We start from the raw sequence: 19,729 nt of genomic DNA on the forward strand, positions 1-19,729 counted from the left end.
GATTATAGTAAGTGATTGCTAACCAAATTGCAAATCATATTTATACAGTTTCAACCTGTCTGTATGCTTGAATTTAAAATCCATCGTAATAAACCTAAAATACCATGTTTTTATAAGTGAATGGTCATGAATACGTTAAATGATACGTGTATCGCCTCATTTTATTCCTATAAAATACATATGTAACCGAATAAAAGCGGGCGTTCTGAACCGTAAATAAAGAGGACGAAAAGGCAACCGATTGGCATACGCTGCATTACGGCGCTCGGCGCTAGGACAAGTCGGGCTAATCATGCTTGAAGTGCATGCAGTCACCCAGCAGGGAAAAGATTCGGGCAGCCTTGGCATATGGAGCGACGAGCACATTTCCCCGCTGCAAAAAGTGGTGCAGGCCATCCATGACCAAGGCTCTAAAGCCGGTCTCCAGCTTTGGCATGTCGGACGCTCCTGGCTAAATCCATTCTGGCCCAGACAGGCAGCCGAGCAACTCGGTGTTCGTATTGAAGGATCTGCACCCTATAACCATTTTTGGTTTTAAAATAATGTCCATCACATGAAGTATTCATCGTAAGCAATGTCATGCACTGTATCGCACACTAAATTGAACAATTTCCACAATAATAGGTGTGCCGGAGGAAATAGTCTCCCCTTCGCTGAGGTGAATCGTCAGCGATGAAGGTGTCAAGCTGAACAACGTTCTTTCTTGTAACATCCCGTTAATATACAGATTGGCATAACTATTGCTTCCGACATGAAACCTTTGAAAAGCCCCCTGCACACCATCTACAGAAAATTGATCCGCCATAATCGTAACTGAAGATTCAATCGGATCAGGAGTAAAATAAAAATACCGCTCAGCCCTAGGGACAATTTCAACATTGGAGATGTCAGGAGCCGGACCTGTTGGACCAGTTATACCTTGGCCTCCAGTAGGACCGGTTACGCCTTGTGCCCCGGTAGAACCGGGTATGCCTTGGGCTCCGGTAGGGCCAGGTATGCCCTGTGCTCCGGTAGGACCAGGTGCACCTGTTGCGCCTGAACTACCGGGAGCCCCAGCTGGACCTGGCACTCCCGGTGCTCCCTGTGTTCCTGCTGGACCCTGTATTCCAGGTATTCCTGGTGTTCCCGCAATTCCCGGTACTCCTGGCGCTCCTGTCACCCCGGCTTCGCCTGGCAGACCTTGCTTTCCTGTATGCTCCATCCTCTTCCGTTTAGCAGGAGTATTTCTGAAGCGTCGTTGTATAATAATTAGTTTTGGATGCTTTTGAGCATGGAGCCCCGTTTTTGTTTTACCTTTGAATGAATACCGGGGCTTGCACTTTTTTCGTTTGTTGATCTTGCAATGTACCGGTCTCTTTCCTTGCCTCCTTAGTGATGCATCGCGTCTTTTCATAACAGCCGTACACACCTCCTCCTCTCATGCTTATGTATTGTATGCACATCTCCCATTAGGGTCTTAGGCATTTGTAGCATGCAGATTCCAAGTATTCGCTTTCATTTTTTGCGCAGTAAAATAGGGCTTTCTCCATTTACCCTATTATTAATAGGAAGGTTCATATGCCGTTTCCGAATAGGTTGAAAAATCATTTATTGATTAAGAGCCAGCAGTGGCTCATCCCAGTAAAGAAAGGAGATGAAAACGATGCCCATCATAAAACCTGTATACACAGCAGTAGCTACTGCTCCAGTAGCTACTGGTGGTGCCATAAGCACGACTGTAACCCCAGCCGTGACTCGTTTTTTTGCAACCATTACAGCCGGGATGATCGGAGCAACAACAACAACTATTCCTGCTGCCAGCTTCGTAGATGACGCCGATGCTCCAGTCGTTGCTTTGCCAACATTAACGGCTACTGATTCTGCTAATTATTATATTAACGGAGTTATTCAGCAGAGCTCCTTATTCACCCTAACCACGGCAAGTCTGGTCATTGCCTCCGTAGATATTACACCAGGTGTCCCCGCTGTCATAGAAATATCTGATTTTAGCGGCACAACCTCTACTATCACAACTCAGCCTACCATCTCTGCCCCTACCGTAACGATTATCACATAAGGCGTTTCAATGATTTTGAACCAAGCCGGACTGAATGGTCATTCACGCTGTACACTACCCCGTATATGCTAGAAAAAGACCGATTCAGATGTCCAGATCTGAATCGGTCTTTTAAGCTCAAGATTAAGGCAAAATAGCAAAGGAGCGCACCGGAAATCCCGGAGAATCCTGAATGCTCGGTACAATATTATAAATGACTGCACCCTTCGGGGGCAGCTTGTCCAAATTCGTCAGCACCTCAACTTGATATCGATCCTGCTCCAATATGTAATATTCTCCTACCAGCTTACCCTCTTTTCGATAAGCTACAGAGGAGTCAGTATCCAGTGTTTCATGTCCAATAGCAGCAACATTTCGTTCCTCTACCAAAAAGCACAGCGCATCCAGCGACCAACCCGGGCAATGTGCATCTCCAGCGTTGTCCTTGTTCGAGAAGGCATCAGGATCAGGCCAACGCTTGCTCCAATCACTACGAAAGGCGACAAAGGACTGATCGGCAATCCGTCCGTGCTCTTTTTCAAAATCCAGAATATCCGCAACCGTAAGCTCATAGTCGGAATTGGCTGCAACGGCTGCTGAACGGTCAATGACAACCAACGGCAAAACCAGTTCCTTCAACGAAAGCTCATGTAAATAACGTTTACCCTTCACAAAATGAACGGGGGCGTCGATATGAGTTCCATATTGCCCTGGAAAGCAGTATTGTTTTACAAAAAAGCCATCGTCGTGGGTAAACAGGGTATCCACCTGAACATTATCGAAAACCGGAAAATGGGGAATTTCGGGATAAAAGGCATGGGACAAGTCCACCCACTCTTTTTGCTTCAACAACTTCAGGATATCTGCTAAATACTCTGCCATGATGCCCATTCCTCCTCAGCTTTATTACAAGCATTGTACCTGAGGATGCTGCAAAAATCTATAAATCCCCTGTCCTTCCCCTTCGTATTTTGGCTTGAAATCGTTAACATTACGAGAAAAACCATTCAATTTTCTTTTGCTTTAATATGAAGATGAACAGACTGATTTTGAAAGAAATTCACCAGGAAAATTCCATATAATCATATATACATTTTCTATTCGGTATGATTGTTAACGTTTTCATTCTGGCATATGCGTTTTGATTGGAAAAAGAAGGGCTCTATTGAATTATATAAAAAATTCGACAAAAATTTTAGTATGTAACTTTTATTATATTAACAAATACTGGAACACAAAGTATGATAGAACATGTAGAAACTACAGGAGCACCCGGGACTCCCTTCGTTCGTCTACTCCATTTATCCAATATACGGAGGTATTTTATGAAAAAGAGATGTTCACTCGGAATCGCAGCCGTGTTATTGTTCGCTACTCTGGCTCCTATGGGTGCACCTGCTCATGCAGCCAGCGATATTGGCAAGGAGACACTCGGCAGCAAAAACGGCTGGGCCGCCTTTTCTACTGGCACAACAGGTGGAGCTGCTGCTACTTCCTCCAATACTTTCACCGTAACGAACCGTAAACAACTTGTCGATGCGTTAGGCAAGAGCAGCAACACTACACCTAAAATTATTTATGTCAAAGGTACAATCAATGCTAACGTCGATGACAATAATAAACCATTAGGATTGAACGATTACAAGGACTCTAAGTATGATTTCAATGCGTATCTCAAGGCGTATGATCCGTCTACATGGGGGAAAAAGGTTCCTTCTGGTACATTGGAAGATGCACGTAAGGCATCACAGAAGAATCAAGCCAGTCGTATCGTTATTGAAATTCCATCCAATACAACGATTGTCGGTCTGGGCAACAATGCCGTCATTAATGGTGCAAACTTCCAATTAAAAAAGGGTACAGACAACGTCATTATCCGTAATATTGAGTTTCAGGATGCCTACGATTATTTCCCACAATGGGACCCAACTGATGGCAGTACAGGCAATTGGAATTCAGAATATGACAGCATTACAATTAACGGAGCCACGCATGTATGGGTGGATCACAATACGTTCAATGACGGGGCTCACCCCGATAGCGGAAACGGCACCTTCTACGGTCAAGAATACCAGCATCATGATGGACTGCTCGATGTGATTAACCAAGGTGATCTGGTTACCATTTCATACAATCACTTTTACGATCATGACAAAACATCCATTATCGGCAACAGCGACAGTAAAACAGCGGATGAAGGGGCTTTACGTGTAACCCTGCATCACAATTATTATGAGAATACAGTACAACGCACACCGCGCGTACGTTATGGACAAGTCCATCTATATAACAATTACTATACAGGTGATGTAAAACGCTCTGAATACCCTACACTGTATATATGGGGCGCGGGCAAAGCCTCTAAAATCTTTGCTGAAAACAATGTCATTGACGTTGCGGGACTGTCCGCAGCCAAAATTGTGACTGTTTTTGGTGGAACTGCCCTGTCAGACACTGGCACACTTCTGAATGGACAGGCCGTAAACGCAGGCTCCAGCGCGGGGCTTAGCTCCTCTGTAGGCTGGAAGCCATCCTTGAACGATAAAATTTCCCCATCCGCCAGCGTGAAGACAGAAGTCACTTCCCAAGCCGGTTCCGGCAAGTTGTAAGCGCTGCCGTCTAATACAAATCACCACAGACTCATACAACCTGTGGTGTTACACCAAAAAGGCTGTTCCTCCGTAATATTAATTCACACGGAGAAACAGCCTTTTTTTATTTATTATTTGATTATTTACAAATGATATCGTGCTTTAACTGCCGTATTGTTCAACTAAAACTGGCTTTTCAAATGCGTTATCCAGCTTGCGAAGTTTAGCCTTCACCGCTTCTGGTGGCTCAACCGCAGGTGCATCTGGATGAAGCAGCCATGATTTCACAAAGTGTGTATCAGACAATTGATAGAGTGGAGGCTCTTTCTCAAAGTCAATTTTCATGGCATAAGAACTACGGGCTGCAAACGCATCCCCTACAGGTGGGTGAAGCAGATCCGGTGGTGTTCCCGGGATCGCAGCCAGCTTCTGACCATGGCTGTCCAAACTAGGCATGGAAGCGAGGAGTCCCCATGTATATGGATGTTTTGGGTTATAGAAAATTTCATTAACCGTACCTGTTTCCACGATTTGCCCTGCATACATAACAGCAACGCGATCCGCCATCTTCGCCACAACACCGAGATCATGAGTGATAAAGATGATAGAAGTATCAATTTTTTTCTGAAGATCCTTCATCAGTTCCAAGATTTGAGCTTGAATGGTTACATCCAACGCAGTCGTCGGCTCATCGGCAATCAGAAGTTTCGGATTAGCAGCCAATGCCATTGCAATGACGACACGTTGACGCATACCGCCACTAAATTCATGCGGATATTGGTTAAAACGCTGTTCAGGATGTGGAATACCTACCAGATTCAGCAACTCAATACCCCGCTTGCGAGCAGCGTCCTTGGATATCTTTTCATGCTTGAAAAGCACTTCCGTGATCTGCTTACCAACTTTCATCGTCGGGTTAAGTGAAGTCATAGGGTCCTGAGAAATCAGACCAATTTCCTTACCACGAATTTTTTGCATCTGCTTTTCCGTTTTATTAATCAGCTCTTGTCCGTCAAACATAATTTGACCCTTTTGATAAACGCCCGGAGGAGTCGGGATCAGCTTCATAACAGCTTGTGAGGTTACGCTTTTGCCTGAGCCGGATTCACCGACAATCGCCAGCGTCTCTCCTTTATTGACATGAAAGTTTACGCCACGAATGGCCTGCACTAGTCCCTGACGGGTCTTGAAAGATATCGTTAAGTCCTTCACTTCCAAAAGGCGGTTCATCTCATCACTCTTTCATTTATTATTCATCACTATTATTGACCACTATCTAAAAAAACGACGTTCATGAGTCAAGGTATATACGAATAATTTTACTCATTTTAGTACCTGCCAGTCAAGCAATATCTAAAATATCACCAAAAACCTATCATGCAATGTCAAATTAATGGCACATTTTAGCGAAAAATTGATCATTTTTAACCATTTTTGCCTCATTTATAACATGCGTCATGACATGCGTTGAATGTAGCTGAAGCGTGCCCCACCTAATGGCGATCGTGTACAAAGTAATTCTCCATTCAGTCGGGAGGCTATTTGACGGCAGATGGCCAATCCTAGTCCCGTCGCACCATTTGATCCGGTATAGAATCTTCCGAACACCTCGGCTGCTTCAGATTCGGTTAGACCTTCCCCATCATCATCTACATGCATAACCCACACAACCTCCGGTGTTGTCCCCGTCTCCAAATGAATGACTACCTCTGTGGAGGTGTGTCGAACTGCATTTTGCAGCAAATTCAATATCATACGGAATAATTGCTCGGCCGGAACGGCCACATGCAGACCCTCTCCCTCCACTCGCAGCGAGATAGAGCGTTCGCTGGCCATCGGCATCAACAGATGAACAGCGTCCTCCGCCATACTTCTCAGATCAATCAAAGAGACCGGCCATTCCTCATTCAGCGCCTCCAACCTCGATAGCTGAAGCAACTTTTCCACCATATCAATTAATCGCTGGGATTGCACTTTAATAATGCTCAGTCCCTCGTCCTGCGATACTACTTGATCCTGAATGGCATATACATAGCCTTGAATGGACATTAACGGTGTCCTTAGCTCGTGTGATACATTTTGTAGAAATTCAATTTGGCTGTGGTGGTGCTGCTGAATGCGGGCGGACATGGAATGAAAGGTGCCTATCAGTTCGCCAATTTCGCTTTTGTCCGCCTGCGGAAAATCACTATCCTGCGGCTGATTCGGCTCATAGTTGCCTACCGCCTCTTTCAATCGCTTGAGCGGACGCACCAGACGTGAAACAACCATCAGACCAATAACGAGAATCACCAGAAAACTCGCGACGATCGACAGCAGCGTGGTTCTCATTAATGGTACATAGAGTGCTCTCAAAGAAGATAAGGGTGAGTATACAAAGATCCGAAAAGGTTGTCCGGGCAATTCTTCATTCGTAAACAGTATCTTTTTACCTTGAAGGACAGCAACGCCTTCATGTGTAGTAACCAGATCGTGGGCAGACGGATGAACCGATGCAAAAAAGCCCTGGCGGGTCAAAAGCAAACGCTCGAGCTTTTTGCCTTCCATTCCAGAGACGCTGGAGTCGATGATGCGGTTATCCGTGCTTAAAATAAAGTAATCGGCAGATAAAAGCACACCCTTGATAACATAGTTAAGTTCAGCATTATCCAGTCGATCAAAGCCCCCGTCACTCATAATATGGACGGCTTTGCGTGCCTGCTCATGGAGCTTGGATTTGGCCTGATTCACCAGAATGTCATCGATGAGCCTGATAAATAAGACCACCGTAATACAGACAGTAATCAGCATTGCAATGGACAGGGACAGCAGAATTTTGGCTCTCATCGTACGCATGGCTACATCTCCTGAACCGTTGCTTTATATCCAAATCCCCATACCGTATTAATGACGAGTGTGGAGTGGTATTCTGCCAACTTTTTGCGAATACGTTTGACCAGATCATCTACGACTCTCACATCTCCTATAAAATCATAGCTCCACACCTGCTGAATCAAATGCTCTCTGCCAAAAGGCCGTTCCAAATGATTCGCAAGAAACAGCAACAGATCGAATTCACGTGAGGTCAAATTCACCGCTCGTCCGTCTACTGTAACTTTACGAAAGTCAGCAAAAATGCACAGATTGCCTGCATGGCAAAGATTTGCGCCCTCTGCTGCTTGTTTGTCATCAGATGCAGACGCTCCAGCCTTGCTCAGTCTCAGCATCGCTTTGACCCTTCCCACCAGCTCCCTTGGATTAAAGGGCTTGGTCAGAAAGTCACTGCATCCCAATTCCAGCCCATGGATGCGGTCATTTTCCTCTCCGCGCGCGGAGATCATAATGATTGGCATTTCTGTAAACTCACGAAGCTGAGTCAATAGAGAAAGCCCGTCAATGCCTGGCATCATAATATCAAGCACGAGACAATCCGGACGGTTGGTTCGGATATGCTCTACCAGTGTTTTCCCACTGGAAAAGGAAGTTACCTCGTAGGACTCTTTTTTCAAATATTCAGATATTAGTTGCAAAATGAATACATCGTCATCTACTACTACTATTTTTGTCATAGCCTTAACTCCTTGCTGTTGTTCTGAATGCTAGCATCCTTTCTTAAGCTTATCAGAAGCCCCACAGAATAGACAAAAGACGGGTATACCGTTCCCGGTCCCGTCTTTTCTTATCATGAATCGCTGCTGTATATGCTAGGTGAACTGAAAGCTAACTAACTTCTACCTTCTACCTTATTTTTTGTTTGTTACTACTTTAGCTGCTGCTTTTGGAGCTGTTTTCACCGTTTTTGGAGCTGTTTTAGCTGGGACTGCTTTTTTTACTGGAGCTTTATGGGTTACTTTTTTAGATACAACATGTTGTGCACGAGTTTTATGTGCCGCTACCTTGCGTTGAACAGCATTATGTTTTTTCGCATGATGTTTAACTGTGCGGTGTTTTGCTTTCACTGCTTTTGCTTTGTGGCTTGCCACTTTTTTCACACTGGCTTTTTTGGCAGGAGCTTTTTTAACAGGTGCTTTCACCACAGGTGTTTTCGTTGCAGGCGCTTTTGACGGTGTTTTGCTAGCAGGAGTCGTAACCGCAGGAGCTTTGATGGCTGGTGCAGTGGTGACTGGAGTTGTGGTTGCTGTAGCGGCGAATGCGCTGCTTGCTCCTCCCAGTACACTTACTACGGTCAATACGGCTGCTGCATTTTTAGTCCATTTTTTCATGATTGAATCACCTCTCCTTTAAAGTATCTTTAGCTTATCAGGAGAATTCGGGATAATTGTGGAACAAATATGTGAAAAGTATATGAAAAAGCGTGCAGCTCTGTATCTGAAAAATACATGAGTCTGCACGCTATAAGTGTTGCAACCATCATCTCCACTAACCGATGGCAATCCAAGAAACAATACCGTAGTTATGCGCGGTTTCACTCCACTTGGTTACGACGATCACCGCTCCATGAGTCGTCTGAGATTTCAGCGTCGCATGGAAGAGAGGATGGTTCGTCATCGCTACCAATGTGTAATCCGGGTTCACAAATGGCTCCCCGAATACAATGGTTACTTCTGTCTCTCCTTCGCTTCCCTTTAAAAGAAACGGCGCTCTGCCAAACTGCTGCAATGCAGGCTGATTTGCACAAGTACGGACCGGGGTGATGCTCAAATGCTCTGGTGTCACTGCGTTCAGTTCCAGCTCACGTGAGCCCACGGAACCTTCTACCAGATGATGACCTCCGATGCTCTGCTCTGCCACATGATGACTTTGTACCGCAGCAGCCTGCAGATGCTCTGGACCTACAGCTTCTGGGCTCAGCACCTCACTGTCGACGACCTGATTCTGCAGATGGCTGCGGGATATACTGTTTGCCTGAAGTTTGTCGCCACTGATTCCTTCCTCAGGCAAAAGTCCCGAGAGATGAATATCTGTGGACAATTGATTCAGTGTTACTGAGCCGGGTTTCAGATGGTGCGAATCAATGACTTCCTCTGCAATATGGTGGCCTTCAATTGCCTCCTCAGCCACATGGCGGGACTCCACCGTTCCATCTGCGAGTTTGCCGGACGTCACCGCTCCATCCCGTATAGCTTCCTCTGACACCGCCTGCCAGCCGATATGCTGTGACTGAATAGCTCCTGCTTGCAAATGCTCGGATTGGACAGAATCCGGTGAAATGTGGCGGGACTGCACTGCCCCCTCTGCCAGTGCTGACTCTTGAATCGCTCCATCGGACAAATGCTGGGCTTGCACGGCATGTTCTGTCAAATGTACGGAGCTTACGCTGGCTTCCGCCAGATTCGAAGCTCGCACCGCCCGAAGCGCAAGCTTCTCAGCGTTCACGCTGCCTGCCTGGAGCGCGTGAACAGATACACTCCCTGGCGCAATATGCTGGATCGTCACTGCCGAAGGCTGCAAGTGGGCTGAGGTGACGGATTCCGGCGCCAGATGGCTCGACTGGATGGTCTCTTCTGCCAAATGATGGGCTTGCACTGCTTCGTCCGTAATGTGCCACGGCTGTACGGAATGTGGAGATATTTTGGCAGCTGTCACGACCTCATCTGCCAGTTTATCGGACGTAACAGACTCATCCTGCAGAGCATTAGTCGATATCGACTGGTATGCCAGATGCTCGCCCTGAATGGTTCCGGGGTGCAGATGGTGCGGCTGGATGGATTCCGGGGCAATATGCACGGATTTCACTGCCCCTTCTGCCAGCGCTGTATCCTGTACTGCACCGATTGCCAAATGCTGGGTGTGTACCGAATGAGCAGACAAATGCGCAGGACCGACGCTGCCTTCAGCAAGATTCGCCCCTTGTACCGAGTGGGCCGCCAGCTTCTCCGAGGTGACGCTTTCCGCTTGTAGCGCACGGCCGGACACACTATCCGGGGCCAGATGGCTCGCAAGTACCGCCGAAGACTGCAAGTGGGCTGAGGTGACAGATTCCGGTGACAGATGGCTCGACTGAACGACCTCTTCTGCCAAATGATTGGCTTGCACTGCTTCATCCGTAATGTGCCATGGCTGTACGGAATGTGGAGATATTTTGGCGGCAGTTACGACCTCATCTGCCAATTTATCGGACGTAACAGACTCTTCCTGTAATGCATCGGTCGATATCGACCGGTATGTGATATGCTCTTCCCGAATGGTTCCAGGGTGCAGATGGTGCGACTGGATCGATTCCGGGGCAATATGCACGGATTTCACTGCCCCCTCGGCTAGCGCCGTATCCTGTACTGCACCGATTGCCAAATGCTGGGTGTGTACCGACTGTGCAGACAGATGGGACGGGCCGACGCTGTCTTCCGCCAGATTCGTTCCTTGCACCGAGTGGGCTGCCAGCTTCTCCGAGGTGACGCTTTCCGCTTGTAACGCACGGCTAGACACACTATCCGGGGCCAGATGGCTCGCAAGTACCGCCGAAGAGTGCAAGTGGACTGAGGTGACAGATTCCGGTGACAGATGGCTCGACTGGATGGTCTCTTCTGCCAAATGATTGGCTTGCACTGCTTCGTCCGCAATGTGCCACGGTTGTACCGAGTGAGCCGACAGTTTGGCAGCAGTCACACCCTCATTCGCTAATTTATCAGACGTAACGGACTCATCCTGTAATGCATCGGTCGATATCGACAGGGATGCCAGATGCTTGCTCTGAATAGTTCCAGGGTGCAGGTGATGCGACTGGATCGATTCCGGGGCAATATGCACGGATTTCACTGCCCCCTCGGCTAGCGCTGTATCCTGCACTGCGCCGACTGCCAAATGCTGAGTGTGTACCGACTGTGCAGATAAATGCGAAGGACCGACGCTGTCTTCCGCAAGATTCTTCCCTTGCACCGAGCGTGCTGCCAGCTTTTCTGAAGTGACGCTTTCCGCTTGTAGCGCAAGACCGGATACACTATCCGGCGCCAAATGACTCGCAAGTATCACCGAAGACTGTAAGTGGGCTGAGGTGACAGATTCCGGCGCCAGATGACTCGATTGAACGGCCTCTTCTGCCAAATGATTAGCTTGCACTGCTTCATCTGTAATGTGCCACGGCTGTACCGAGTGAGCCGACAACTTAGCGGCAGTCACACCCTCATCGGCCAATTTATCAGATGTCACAGACTCATCCTGTAAAACATCAGTCGATATCGACTGAGATGCCAGATGCTCGCCCTGAATGGTTCCAGGGTGCAGATGGTGCGATTGGATCGATTCTGGAGCGATATGCACGGATTTCACTGCTCCCTCTGCCAACGCTCTATCCTGTACCGCTCCGGCTACCAGATGCCGGCTGTGTACGGACTGTGCAGACAAATGGGACGGGCCGATGCTGCCTTCCGCAAGATTCGTCCCTTGTACCGAGCGCGCTGCCAGCTTTTCCGAGGTGACGCTTTCCGCCTGTAGTGCACGACCGGATACACTATCTGGCGCCAGATGACTCGTAAGCACTGAGGAAGTCTGCAAATGGCGAGAGGTAACGGATTCGGAAGCCAGATGGCTTGACTGGATGGCTTCTGCTGCCAAATGATTTCCTTGCACTGCTTCGTCTGTAATGTGCCACGGCTGTACCGAGTTGACCGACAGCTTGGCGGCAGTCACACCCTCATCCACCAATTTATCGGAGGTAACAGACGCATCCTGCAAAGCATCGGTCGATATGGCCTGGGATGCGATATGCTCGCTCTGAATGCTTCCTGTGTGCAGGTGATGCGGCTGGATTGACCCCGCGGTAATGTGTACCGACTTCACTGCTCCCTTTGCCAGCGTTGTATCCTGTACTGCGCCAGTTGCCAAATGTCGGGTGTGTACCGACTGTGCAGACAAATGTGACGGGCCGACGCTGTCTTCCGCAAGATTCGTTCCTTGCACCGAGTGGGCTGCCAACTTTTCCGAGGTGACGCTTTCCGCTTGTAGTGCACGGCCGGACACACTATCCGGGGCCAGATGGCTCGTGAGCACTGACGAAGACTGCAAGTGGGCTGAAGTGACACTTTCCGGTGACAGATGGTTCGACTGGATGGATTCTGCTGCCAAATGATTTCCTTGCACTGCTTCGTCTGTAATGTGCCACGACTGTACGGAGTGGGCCGACAGCTTGGCGGCAGTCACGCCCTCATCTGCCAGTTTGTCAGATGTCACAGACTCATCTTGTAAAGCATCGGTCGAAATGGCCTGGGATGCAATATGCTCGCCCTGAATGATTTCAGTATGCAGATGGTGTGGTTGGATCGATTCCGGGGCAATGTGCACGGACTTCACCGCTCCCTCTGCCAGCACTCTATCCTGTACCGCTCCAGCTGCCAAATGCCGCGTGTGTACGGACTGCACAGATAGATGTGAAGGGCCGATACTGCCTTCTGCAAGGTTCATTCCTTGTACCGAGCGGGCTGCCAGCTTTTCCGAGGTTACACTTTCCGCTTGAAGTGCACGACCGGACACACTATCCGGAGCCAAATGTCTCGTTAGCACCGAGGAGGCCTGTAGGTGCACCGAGGTGACCGCTCCAGATGCCAGATGTGTTGAGTCCACAACCGCCACGGCCAAGTGGTTGCTTTGTACAGCTTCGTCCATAATATGTCCGGACTGCACTGCATGGGCTGACAGCTTGGTGGAAGTCACACCCTCATCCGCTAATTTATCGGACGTAACAGACGCATCCTGCAAAGCATCAGTCGATATGGCCTGCAGTGCAATATGCTCTTCCCGAATGATCTCGCTTTGCAAATGCTCTGATTGGATGGATTCTGCTGCAAGATGCTCAGACTTCACAGCATTATGGGCTAATATCGTTTCCTCTACTACTCCTGCTGCCAAATGTTTAGTTTGTACAGACTGTGCAGCCAAATGCCTAGGGCCCACGCTGTTTTCCGCCAGGTTGGAAGCCTGCACAGCCCGAGCCGCTAACTTCTCGGAAGTGACGCTTTCCGACTGAAGTGCATGGCCGGACACACTATCTGGGGCGAGATGTTTGGTTTGGACCGAAGCAGACTGCAAATGGTTGGAGGTGACGGATTCCGGCGCGAGATGATTCGCCTCCACTGCTTCAACAGCCAGATGGTTGCTCAGTACTGCTTTATCCGTAATATGCCATGGCTGCACCGAACGAGCAGACAGCTTGGAGGAAGTGACACTGCCCTCAGCTAGCTTAGGCGCAGTAATCGCCAAATCATTAATTTTATCCGTAGCCACACTTTCTGGCGATAGTTTCAACGAAGTAACGGCATGATCCTGTAAATGGTGGGAGTATACCGCACCACTGGCCAAATGCGCGGTATGAACAGCGCCTTCGCCTAGTATGTCTGCGGTAACGGACTGTTCTTGCAACGCCGCGGTTCCGACACTGTCTTCCCCAAGATGCTTGCTCTGTACAGAGCTCTGGGCCAAATGGGCTGAATCCACCGATTGAGCCTGCAACGCCTTTCCGCCCACACTGTTGTCGGCAAGGTGGTTTTCACGGATTACTCCCGTTGCAATGTGTACGTGGGTAATGGCTTGAGACGCAACTTTATTTCCGGTTACCGCCCCTGTGCCAATTTTAGTTTCTATAACCGCCTCGTCAGCGATTTTGTCAGACTTAATAGCGCTCGAAGCGATGTGATTTTCCTTGATAGCCTGATTCGCCACATGGTGATCCAGAACTGCACCCTTCCCTATTTTCTCGCTTGTCACAGCCCCGGAATGCAAATGTTGCTCCGTAACCGCCTCTGGTGCAATATGATCTTTCCGAATAATTTCGGATTGAAGATGCACGGAAGAAACTGCCTCTGGAGAAATCTGGGGTCCTTGTATGGCTGCTGTTGCAATATGTCTGGTAAGTACTGCCTCATCGGCAATTTTGTGTGGGAGAATGCTCTGATCCGATATTTTGGATGAAGTGACGGATTGATCAACAATCTGCAATGAGCCTACAGACTGATCTGCCAGTTTATTGGATTGAATACTCCGATCCGCGATATGCCGGGCTGTTACTTGGCCCGTTCCAAGCTGCTCTTCCCCGATGGAGCCAGGACTGAGATGCTTTCTTTCAATCGCTCCTGCCTGAATGTGCGTACTGGTGACTGCCTCAGACTCCAGATGACGCCCGCTGACAACACCTTCCTCCAATTGTTCCCTGCCCACTAGTCCGTCGGATAGCTGCTTGCGATTAATCGAACCCGGAGCTAGGTGCCGGGCATGAACGGCATGCTCAGTCAGGTGTGCGCTCTCAATGCTGCCTGCCTGGATTTTAGTTCCATCCACAGCCCCATCCCGCAGTTTGGAGGTGGTCACAGACTGATCGCCCAGCTTGGAGCTATCAACAGCTTCATTCGCCAAATTGTTCGATTGAATCGTACCGCTGCGAATTTTATCGGAGGTGACCGACTGATCTTGAAGCATATCTGAAGACACGATCCATTGCTTGAAATGACGGCTTTCAATCGAGCCATTGGCAATATGATCGCCGCTGATAATTTTATCCGCCAGCTTTTCTGGAGTGATGCTGCCATCACGAAGTTTTTCACCACTAATAGAGCGATCCTGCAATTTACTGCCTGCCACGGATGCGTCCGACAGATGCTCAACCGTAATGGAGTCGGGAGCAATCTTCGAAGCAGTCACAGCACCGTCAGCTATTTTAATTGTATGAACAGCATAATCTGCTAGAAATTCCGTTTGGATACTCTCTTGTTTCAGCTTGCTGGAATCTATGGAAGCGGGAGCGATCTTTTCACCTGTCACAGCGAAATCACTCAAATCGTCTGTATAGATGAAAGCATTGTTTACATGCGGAGCCTTCTTATTGTTCAAAATTTCTTCCACATCAATTGGATCAGGTTCTGGTTCTGGTTCCGGCTCCGGTTCTGGATCTAGTTCTTGCTCTGGTTCTAGCTCTGGCAGTGGGGGTTCTTCCATAAAAGCTGGAGTCTCCTCTACATCTGCAACCTCAATCTCTTTCTCGTGCAGAGCCTCGACTTCAGGCTCGATAACTGTCTGTAGCTCCGACTCCTCTGTAGTTGGGGGAGGCGGAGAAGCAACTTGATGAAGTCTTGCTTCTGTCTCCCTCTCCGCAGGCAGTGGTTTTGAGCGTTGTATCATACTTAACTCATTCATATCCGGGTCAATTACACGATAGAGCGGCTTTTTGTTTCTGTTGGTTTTGCGGCTCTTGTTCTTCAAGCAGCTCTCTCCCTTCTCATGTTTATCGTTACAGCATCATATGCAGACCCTTAGGCACTTGCCACCCTGTACAGAGATTCACTTTTGGGTAAAAAGGATACTTACTGAAATCCACGTTTGAAAAAAAATTGTTAAAAGTTAAAATAGTAAGGGTGAAGATTGCTACAAGAAGAGAGGAACTACAATAACATGATTATCAAACCAAGAACACGTGGCTTTATCTGCACCACTGCTCATCCGGTGGGCTGTGCCCAACATGTTCAGGAGCAAATTGACTATGTACAAGCCCGTCCTGCTATCCAGGGACCTCGTAATGTGCTTGTGATCGGGGCATCGGCCGGATATGGGTTGGCTTCTCGAATTACGGCCGCTTTCGGTGCGCGTGCCAATACAATTGGCGTGTATCGTCCTAGCAATGCTACGGCTACACGCACAGCATCAGCAGGCTGGTATAATTCTGCTGCATTTGAAAAAGCAGCTCAGGATGCTGGGCTTAAATCTTTAAGCGTGACAGGAGATGCCTTCTCGGATGAGGTCAAAGCCAAAACGGTGGAAGCCATTCGCGAAGAACTGGGACAAGTCGATCTGGTGGTTTACAGTGTGGCTTCAGGTCGCCGTACTAATCCCCGCACAGGCGAAACGTCTAATTCCGTGCTCAAACCTATTGGTGAGCCTTACACGAATAAGACCGTTAACTTTCACACCGGTGAAGTCAGCAGCGTGACGCTCGAACCGGCAACAGAAGAAGAAGTACAGGGGACTGTAGAGGTTATGGGCGGTGAGGATTGGAAATTGTGGATTGACACCTTGCGTGCAGGCGGCGTGCTCGCTGATAACGCCACTACCTTCTCTTTTTCGTATATCGGTTCAGATATTACCCAAGCCATCTACAGAGAAGGCAGTATCGGAAGTGCAAAAGATCATCTGGAGGCGACAGCTCGTCAGCTGAACGACCAGATGAAAACCACGGGTGGACGCGCCTTCGTCGCAGTCACCAAAGGACTCGTTACCCAATCCAGTTCGGCCATCCCTGTCGTTCCTCTGTATATTTCCGCTTTATATAAGGTGATGAAGGAGAAAGGGCTGCACGAAGGGTGCATAGAACAGAGCTACCGCCTGTTTGCCGAGCGTTTGTACGCACCAGAAACTGCTGTAGATGAAGAAGGTCGTATTCGCATTGATGATTGGGAACTGCGCGAGGATGTGCAGGCAGAAGTCGCGAAAATATGGGAGGCACTGACAACCCATAATATCTATGAATTGTCCGATCTTGAAGGATATCGTCGCGAATTTTTCCAGCTGTTCGGCTTTGAGTTCGAGGGTGTGAACTATGATGCTGATATTGATCCGATCGTAAATATTCCTAACGCACGCTAAGTCTTTTAGTGCTGCCATTCTGTTAGAAAAATATAAAAAAGCTGTCTCTGGCAGAAGAACATTCTCTTCTGCACAAGGACAGCTTTTTGTTTTCTAACTAAAAAGGAACACTTGTGTCTATTTTGAACAGCAAAATGTGTAAACATTGCAATTTTAAAATTCATTTGATATTGTACAAGTAGGCATAGCAAAATCCCTCTTCTTACCAAGAGGGTAAGCACAGTTGGACAAGTCCTACCTTGACTGACCGTGATTATTTTTGCTCAGCCCATCACATCCCTGTAAGGAGGTGAACAATATGGCAAAAGACGTTCTGTGCGAAGTCAACTCATGCACGTACTGGGCTCAGGATAATAAATGCAGCGCAAGCTCTATTTATATCGTAAGCAACAAGCCTGCAAACACTCACACGTCCGAAGAAACAGACTGCAAAACCTTTGAAGCAAAATAGACCTTAGTTTTCAAGCCAAACCATAGCTTTATCATGAAGGAGCCCCTGCCAGGGTTCCTTCTTTCTTATGATTCTAACAAGAATGATAATTATTATCAAGTTCTTTTTGGCCTATGTTATAGAAAATGCTATCCGCTCCTATACATTCACTTCCTCGAAGTTTTTCGACTTCGCTTAAGACAAAAAAAGAAGCGTCACCCTGAACGAGTCGCTTCTTGTGCTTGACCTTTTGTAATTGTTCCTGCTTGGTTGGCTTCAGTCGCGTGTGCTGTGAAATCTCGCCATAATGATCATTCGTTTTACGACTCTGTGCCGCGCAATAGATCCCGGCGCGTTTCGCCTTGCTTAACGCCTTTTGTGTTTGAGTACGTGCCATACTGCTTCACTCTCCTTGATTGGACTCCCTGTATCATAGCATCCAATAGGCAAATCGTGAATGGTTTGTCTGACTCAAACATTCTTTAATTCATTAAATGTCTGAAAAAATATCTGGATCGCCACTGGAGGCCGCCACAACAAAAACAATAACCAAGAAAATAATAATCAGTGCATAAATCAGTGTGCCGATAATACTACATACCAGTCCAGCAATGGCCATACCTCTGCCTTGCTCGCCATGACGGTTAATTTCCTTCAGGGAAAGACTGGACAAAATAATACCCACAATTCCGATAATCAACCCAAGATAGGGAATGACAACAGATAAAATCCCGAGCACCATCGAGGCAACAGCTTTACTGTTTGTAGGTGGAACTACTGGGGGCTGGTTAAATGGAGCGTTATAATCGTTCGGCTCCTGAAAAGGATCGGAAGATCGAGGCTCCTTGTACAAGTCACTCATCTGTTTAATTCAACTCCAATAATTATAATAGCAATATATAAGTTCTAGGGTACCACAATCTTACAAATCAGGACAGTACTTATTTCAATTTTTTAAATTAGAACGTTGAAAAGAAGAAGCGTAGCATCTTAGCACTTTTTGAGATAACCGGGCATACAGTACTGTACCTATTACAGATAAATTACGCTCCAAGAGAGCATCCTGCCAAGGAGGACGGAGCTATGTTATATCGTGGAACAGCCCGCAGAAAGGGCTCGTCTCACCAACGTTTACATGCAGAGACACTTCGGAAAATATCCGCCGTCATGCTGCCATTTTACAAAGCTATTGCAACCCAACGTGCTTTTGCCGTCCAATGGTCACGAGCTGTCGTTCAGGGTAATTTGGATCGGATGAAATCCCTTCTCTGCTCGGTAGCGCCATTTGCCGCCAAACAAGGCTTAGGTACGAATGGGATCGGCTACTTTGTTTCCTTTTTAGCTCAGCCACCGATGCTCTATTACACGAACGGTACGACGATTCCACCCGGGACGGTGCAGTTCACATTTGAGCCAAAGGTTCATCGCGCCCTTGCCAAAACCGTTTTTCCGCTGTATCGCGAATTGGCACGCAATGAATGCTTTGCTTCTGCCCTAGCCAAAGCGATCAACAGGCAAGACCAGCGTGCAGTTCATGTAATGATCCGTAGTTTAATTCCATCCTCGGCGCTAAAATCTGTAGACATTGAGGATGGTGGATTTGCACTGCTTTTTAAGTATCCCTTTAGTAAATATCCCTATCGCAATCTACTCTTTCGGGAGTTCACTTAAAAAGGTCGCTACAAGCGCACTTGCTTAAGTTCTTCAATGAGCTCTTTTCCCATTTGTATAGCCATGTCTGTCAGCACTCGGATTTCGTCCTTGGTTGCATGATCCAAATGCGTCCCGCAGCAAATGGCGAAGTTACCCGCAAACTCTTTACGCAAGCGAACTGCAATTTCTTCAGTAATATAAAATTCCTTGTGGTTTTGCAATTGCACGGTTTGAATCGGCTCAAGCCTAGCCCCCGCAGTAATCGTCCCCAAGTGAGGCTGATCACCGCCTGATATGAGCAAAACGATATCTTCCCCCATAAAATAGGCATCCAGCACAAGACGGATACGTCCGCTTTCTTTTTCCAAATGAATCATATGATCCTCTCCTGCTAAAAAAATATTATTGTGAAACAATTCACTTCATAGAGTACCATTCATTGTATCGCTTCCTGAACTGTTGGACAAATTTAAAAAGGCCCACAGCAGCCTCTATTAACAGTGGCTTGCTGTAGACCTT

The 19,729-nt window shown here is 47.7% G+C and carries 16 protein-coding genes; 6 read left to right on the forward strand and 10 right to left on the reverse strand.

The window, feature by feature from the left end; all coding sequences use genetic code 11:
* Positions 1-241 precede the first annotated feature (241 nt).
* Positions 242-538, forward strand: a complete 297-nt coding sequence (locus PPM_RS19375) for a putative 12-oxophytodienoate reductase-like protein 1 (RefSeq protein WP_016324633.1) — start codon at positions 242-244, stop codon at positions 536-538.
* A gap of 39 nt (positions 539-577) precedes the next feature.
* Here PPM_RS19375 and PPM_RS30435 read toward each other — a convergent pair whose 3' ends face one another.
* Positions 578-1,201 (reverse strand): DUF4183 domain-containing protein, encoded by a 624-nt coding sequence (locus PPM_RS30435; protein ID WP_013372503.1) that lies wholly within the window; start codon positions 1,199-1,201, stop codon positions 578-580.
* 441 nt (positions 1,202-1,642) lie between these two features.
* On the opposite strand from PPM_RS30435, the gene PPM_RS19385 reads away from it, so the two are divergent.
* Positions 1,643-2,056 carry a DUF4183 domain-containing protein gene (locus tag PPM_RS19385; protein WP_013372504.1) on the forward strand — a complete coding sequence of 138 codons (414 nt, stop codon included), beginning with the start codon at positions 1,643-1,645 and terminating at the stop codon, positions 2,054-2,056.
* A 123-nt stretch (positions 2,057-2,179) separates the two neighbouring features.
* Here the strand turns inward: PPM_RS19385 and PPM_RS19390 are convergent, their stop codons facing one another.
* Complete coding sequence (locus PPM_RS19390) at positions 2,180-2,917, reverse strand: cyclase family protein (protein ID WP_013372505.1); 738 nt, start codon at positions 2,915-2,917, stop codon at positions 2,180-2,182.
* 443 nt (positions 2,918-3,360) lie between these two features.
* Here PPM_RS19390 and PPM_RS19395 point away from each other — a divergent pair, with 443 nt between their 5' ends.
* The gene (locus PPM_RS19395; protein WP_013372506.1) at positions 3,361-4,644 is read left to right on the forward strand and encodes a pectate lyase family protein; all 1,284 of its coding nucleotides are present in this window, start codon (positions 3,361-3,363) and stop codon (positions 4,642-4,644) included.
* A 144-nt stretch (positions 4,645-4,788) separates the two neighbouring features.
* Here the strand turns inward: PPM_RS19395 and PPM_RS19400 are convergent, their stop codons facing one another.
* The 5 genes from PPM_RS19400 to PPM_RS19420 all read right to left on the reverse strand — a co-directional run bounded on the left by PPM_RS19400 (position 4,789) and on the right by PPM_RS19420 (position 15,750).
* Complete coding sequence (locus PPM_RS19400; RefSeq protein ID WP_013372507.1) at positions 4,789-5,856, reverse strand: ABC transporter ATP-binding protein; 1,068 nt, start codon at positions 5,854-5,856, stop codon at positions 4,789-4,791.
* 225 nt (positions 5,857-6,081) lie between these two features.
* A complete protein-coding gene (locus PPM_RS19405; protein WP_013372508.1) occupies positions 6,082-7,461 on the reverse strand; it encodes a sensor histidine kinase in 1,380 nt (459 codons plus the stop codon).
* A 2-nt stretch (positions 7,462-7,463) separates the two neighbouring features.
* Entirely contained in the window at positions 7,464-8,174 is a 711-nt protein-coding gene (locus tag PPM_RS19410) for a response regulator transcription factor (protein ID WP_013372509.1), read from the reverse strand.
* A 174-nt stretch (positions 8,175-8,348) separates the two neighbouring features.
* Positions 8,349-8,828: a hypothetical protein gene (locus PPM_RS19415; protein ID WP_013372510.1), complete on the reverse strand. Its 480-nt coding sequence runs from the start codon at positions 8,826-8,828 to the stop codon at positions 8,349-8,351.
* 157 nt (positions 8,829-8,985) lie between these two features.
* Entirely contained in the window at positions 8,986-15,750 is a 6,765-nt protein-coding gene (locus PPM_RS19420) for a WIAG-tail domain (RefSeq protein ID WP_013372511.1), read from the reverse strand.
* Positions 15,751-15,939: 189 nt separating this feature from the next.
* Between PPM_RS19420 and fabV the strand changes: the two genes are divergently transcribed.
* Together fabV and PPM_RS28775 are read left to right on the forward strand one after the other, a co-directional pair.
* On the forward strand, positions 15,940-17,127 hold the full coding sequence (fabV, locus tag PPM_RS19425) for an enoyl-ACP reductase FabV (RefSeq protein WP_013372512.1): 1,188 nt from the start codon (positions 15,940-15,942) through the stop codon (positions 17,125-17,127).
* Positions 17,128-17,425: 298 nt separating this feature from the next.
* Complete coding sequence (locus PPM_RS28775; protein ID WP_017426780.1) at positions 17,426-17,578, forward strand: DUF1540 domain-containing protein; 153 nt, start codon at positions 17,426-17,428, stop codon at positions 17,576-17,578.
* 73 nt (positions 17,579-17,651) lie between these two features.
* Here PPM_RS28775 and PPM_RS19430 read toward each other — a convergent pair whose 3' ends face one another.
* Positions 17,652-17,954 (reverse strand): hypothetical protein, encoded by a 303-nt coding sequence (locus PPM_RS19430; RefSeq protein WP_013372514.1) that lies wholly within the window; start codon positions 17,952-17,954, stop codon positions 17,652-17,654.
* Between the two features lie 93 nt (positions 17,955-18,047).
* Entirely contained in the window at positions 18,048-18,419 is a 372-nt protein-coding gene (locus PPM_RS19435) for a DUF4190 domain-containing protein (RefSeq protein ID WP_013372515.1), read from the reverse strand.
* A 221-nt stretch (positions 18,420-18,640) separates the two neighbouring features.
* On the opposite strand from PPM_RS19435, the gene PPM_RS19440 reads away from it, so the two are divergent.
* Complete coding sequence (locus PPM_RS19440) at positions 18,641-19,228, forward strand: hypothetical protein (RefSeq protein ID WP_013372516.1); 588 nt, start codon at positions 18,641-18,643, stop codon at positions 19,226-19,228.
* Positions 19,229-19,236: 8 nt separating this feature from the next.
* On the opposite strand, the gene PPM_RS19445 is transcribed toward PPM_RS19440, so the two are convergent.
* On the reverse strand, positions 19,237-19,587 hold the full coding sequence (locus PPM_RS19445; protein ID WP_013372517.1) for a hypothetical protein: 351 nt from the start codon (positions 19,585-19,587) through the stop codon (positions 19,237-19,239).
* Positions 19,588-19,729: the final 142 nt, after the last annotated feature.

This window comes from Paenibacillus polymyxa M1 (genome assembly GCF_000237325.1).
GTDB classification, from domain to species: domain Bacteria; phylum Bacillota; class Bacilli; order Paenibacillales; family Paenibacillaceae; genus Paenibacillus; species Paenibacillus polymyxa_C.

Coding starts and splice junctions, on each gene's coding strand:
- PPM_RS19405 (WP_013372508.1), bottom strand. CDS start 7,461: ATGCGTACGATGAGAGCCAAAATTCTGCTGTCCCTGTCCATTGCAATG.
- PPM_RS19410 (WP_013372509.1), bottom strand. CDS start 8,174: ATGACAAAAATAGTAGTAGTAGATGACGATGTATTCATTTTGCAACTA.
- PPM_RS28775 (WP_017426780.1), top strand. CDS start 17,426: ATGGCAAAAGACGTTCTGTGCGAAGTCAACTCATGCACGTACTGGGCT.
- PPM_RS30435 (WP_013372503.1), bottom strand. CDS start 1,201: ATGGAGCATACAGGAAAGCAAGGTCTGCCAGGCGAAGCCGGGGTGACA.
- PPM_RS19440 (WP_013372516.1), top strand. CDS start 18,641: ATGTTATATCGTGGAACAGCCCGCAGAAAGGGCTCGTCTCACCAACGT.
- PPM_RS19415 (WP_013372510.1), bottom strand. CDS start 8,828: ATGAAAAAATGGACTAAAAATGCAGCAGCCGTATTGACCGTAGTAAGT.
- PPM_RS19435 (WP_013372515.1), bottom strand. CDS start 18,419: ATGAGTGACTTGTACAAGGAGCCTCGATCTTCCGATCCTTTTCAGGAG.
- PPM_RS19385 (WP_013372504.1), top strand. CDS start 1,643: ATGCCCATCATAAAACCTGTATACACAGCAGTAGCTACTGCTCCAGTA.
- PPM_RS19445 (WP_013372517.1), bottom strand. CDS start 19,587: ATGATTCATTTGGAAAAAGAAAGCGGACGTATCCGTCTTGTGCTGGAT.
- PPM_RS19430 (WP_013372514.1), bottom strand. CDS start 17,954: ATGGCACGTACTCAAACACAAAAGGCGTTAAGCAAGGCGAAACGCGCC.
- PPM_RS19400 (WP_013372507.1), bottom strand. CDS start 5,856: ATGAACCGCCTTTTGGAAGTGAAGGACTTAACGATATCTTTCAAGACC.
- PPM_RS19395 (WP_013372506.1), top strand. CDS start 3,361: ATGAAAAAGAGATGTTCACTCGGAATCGCAGCCGTGTTATTGTTCGCT.
- fabV (WP_013372512.1), top strand. CDS start 15,940: ATGATTATCAAACCAAGAACACGTGGCTTTATCTGCACCACTGCTCAT.
- PPM_RS19390 (WP_013372505.1), bottom strand. CDS start 2,917: ATGGCAGAGTATTTAGCAGATATCCTGAAGTTGTTGAAGCAAAAAGAG.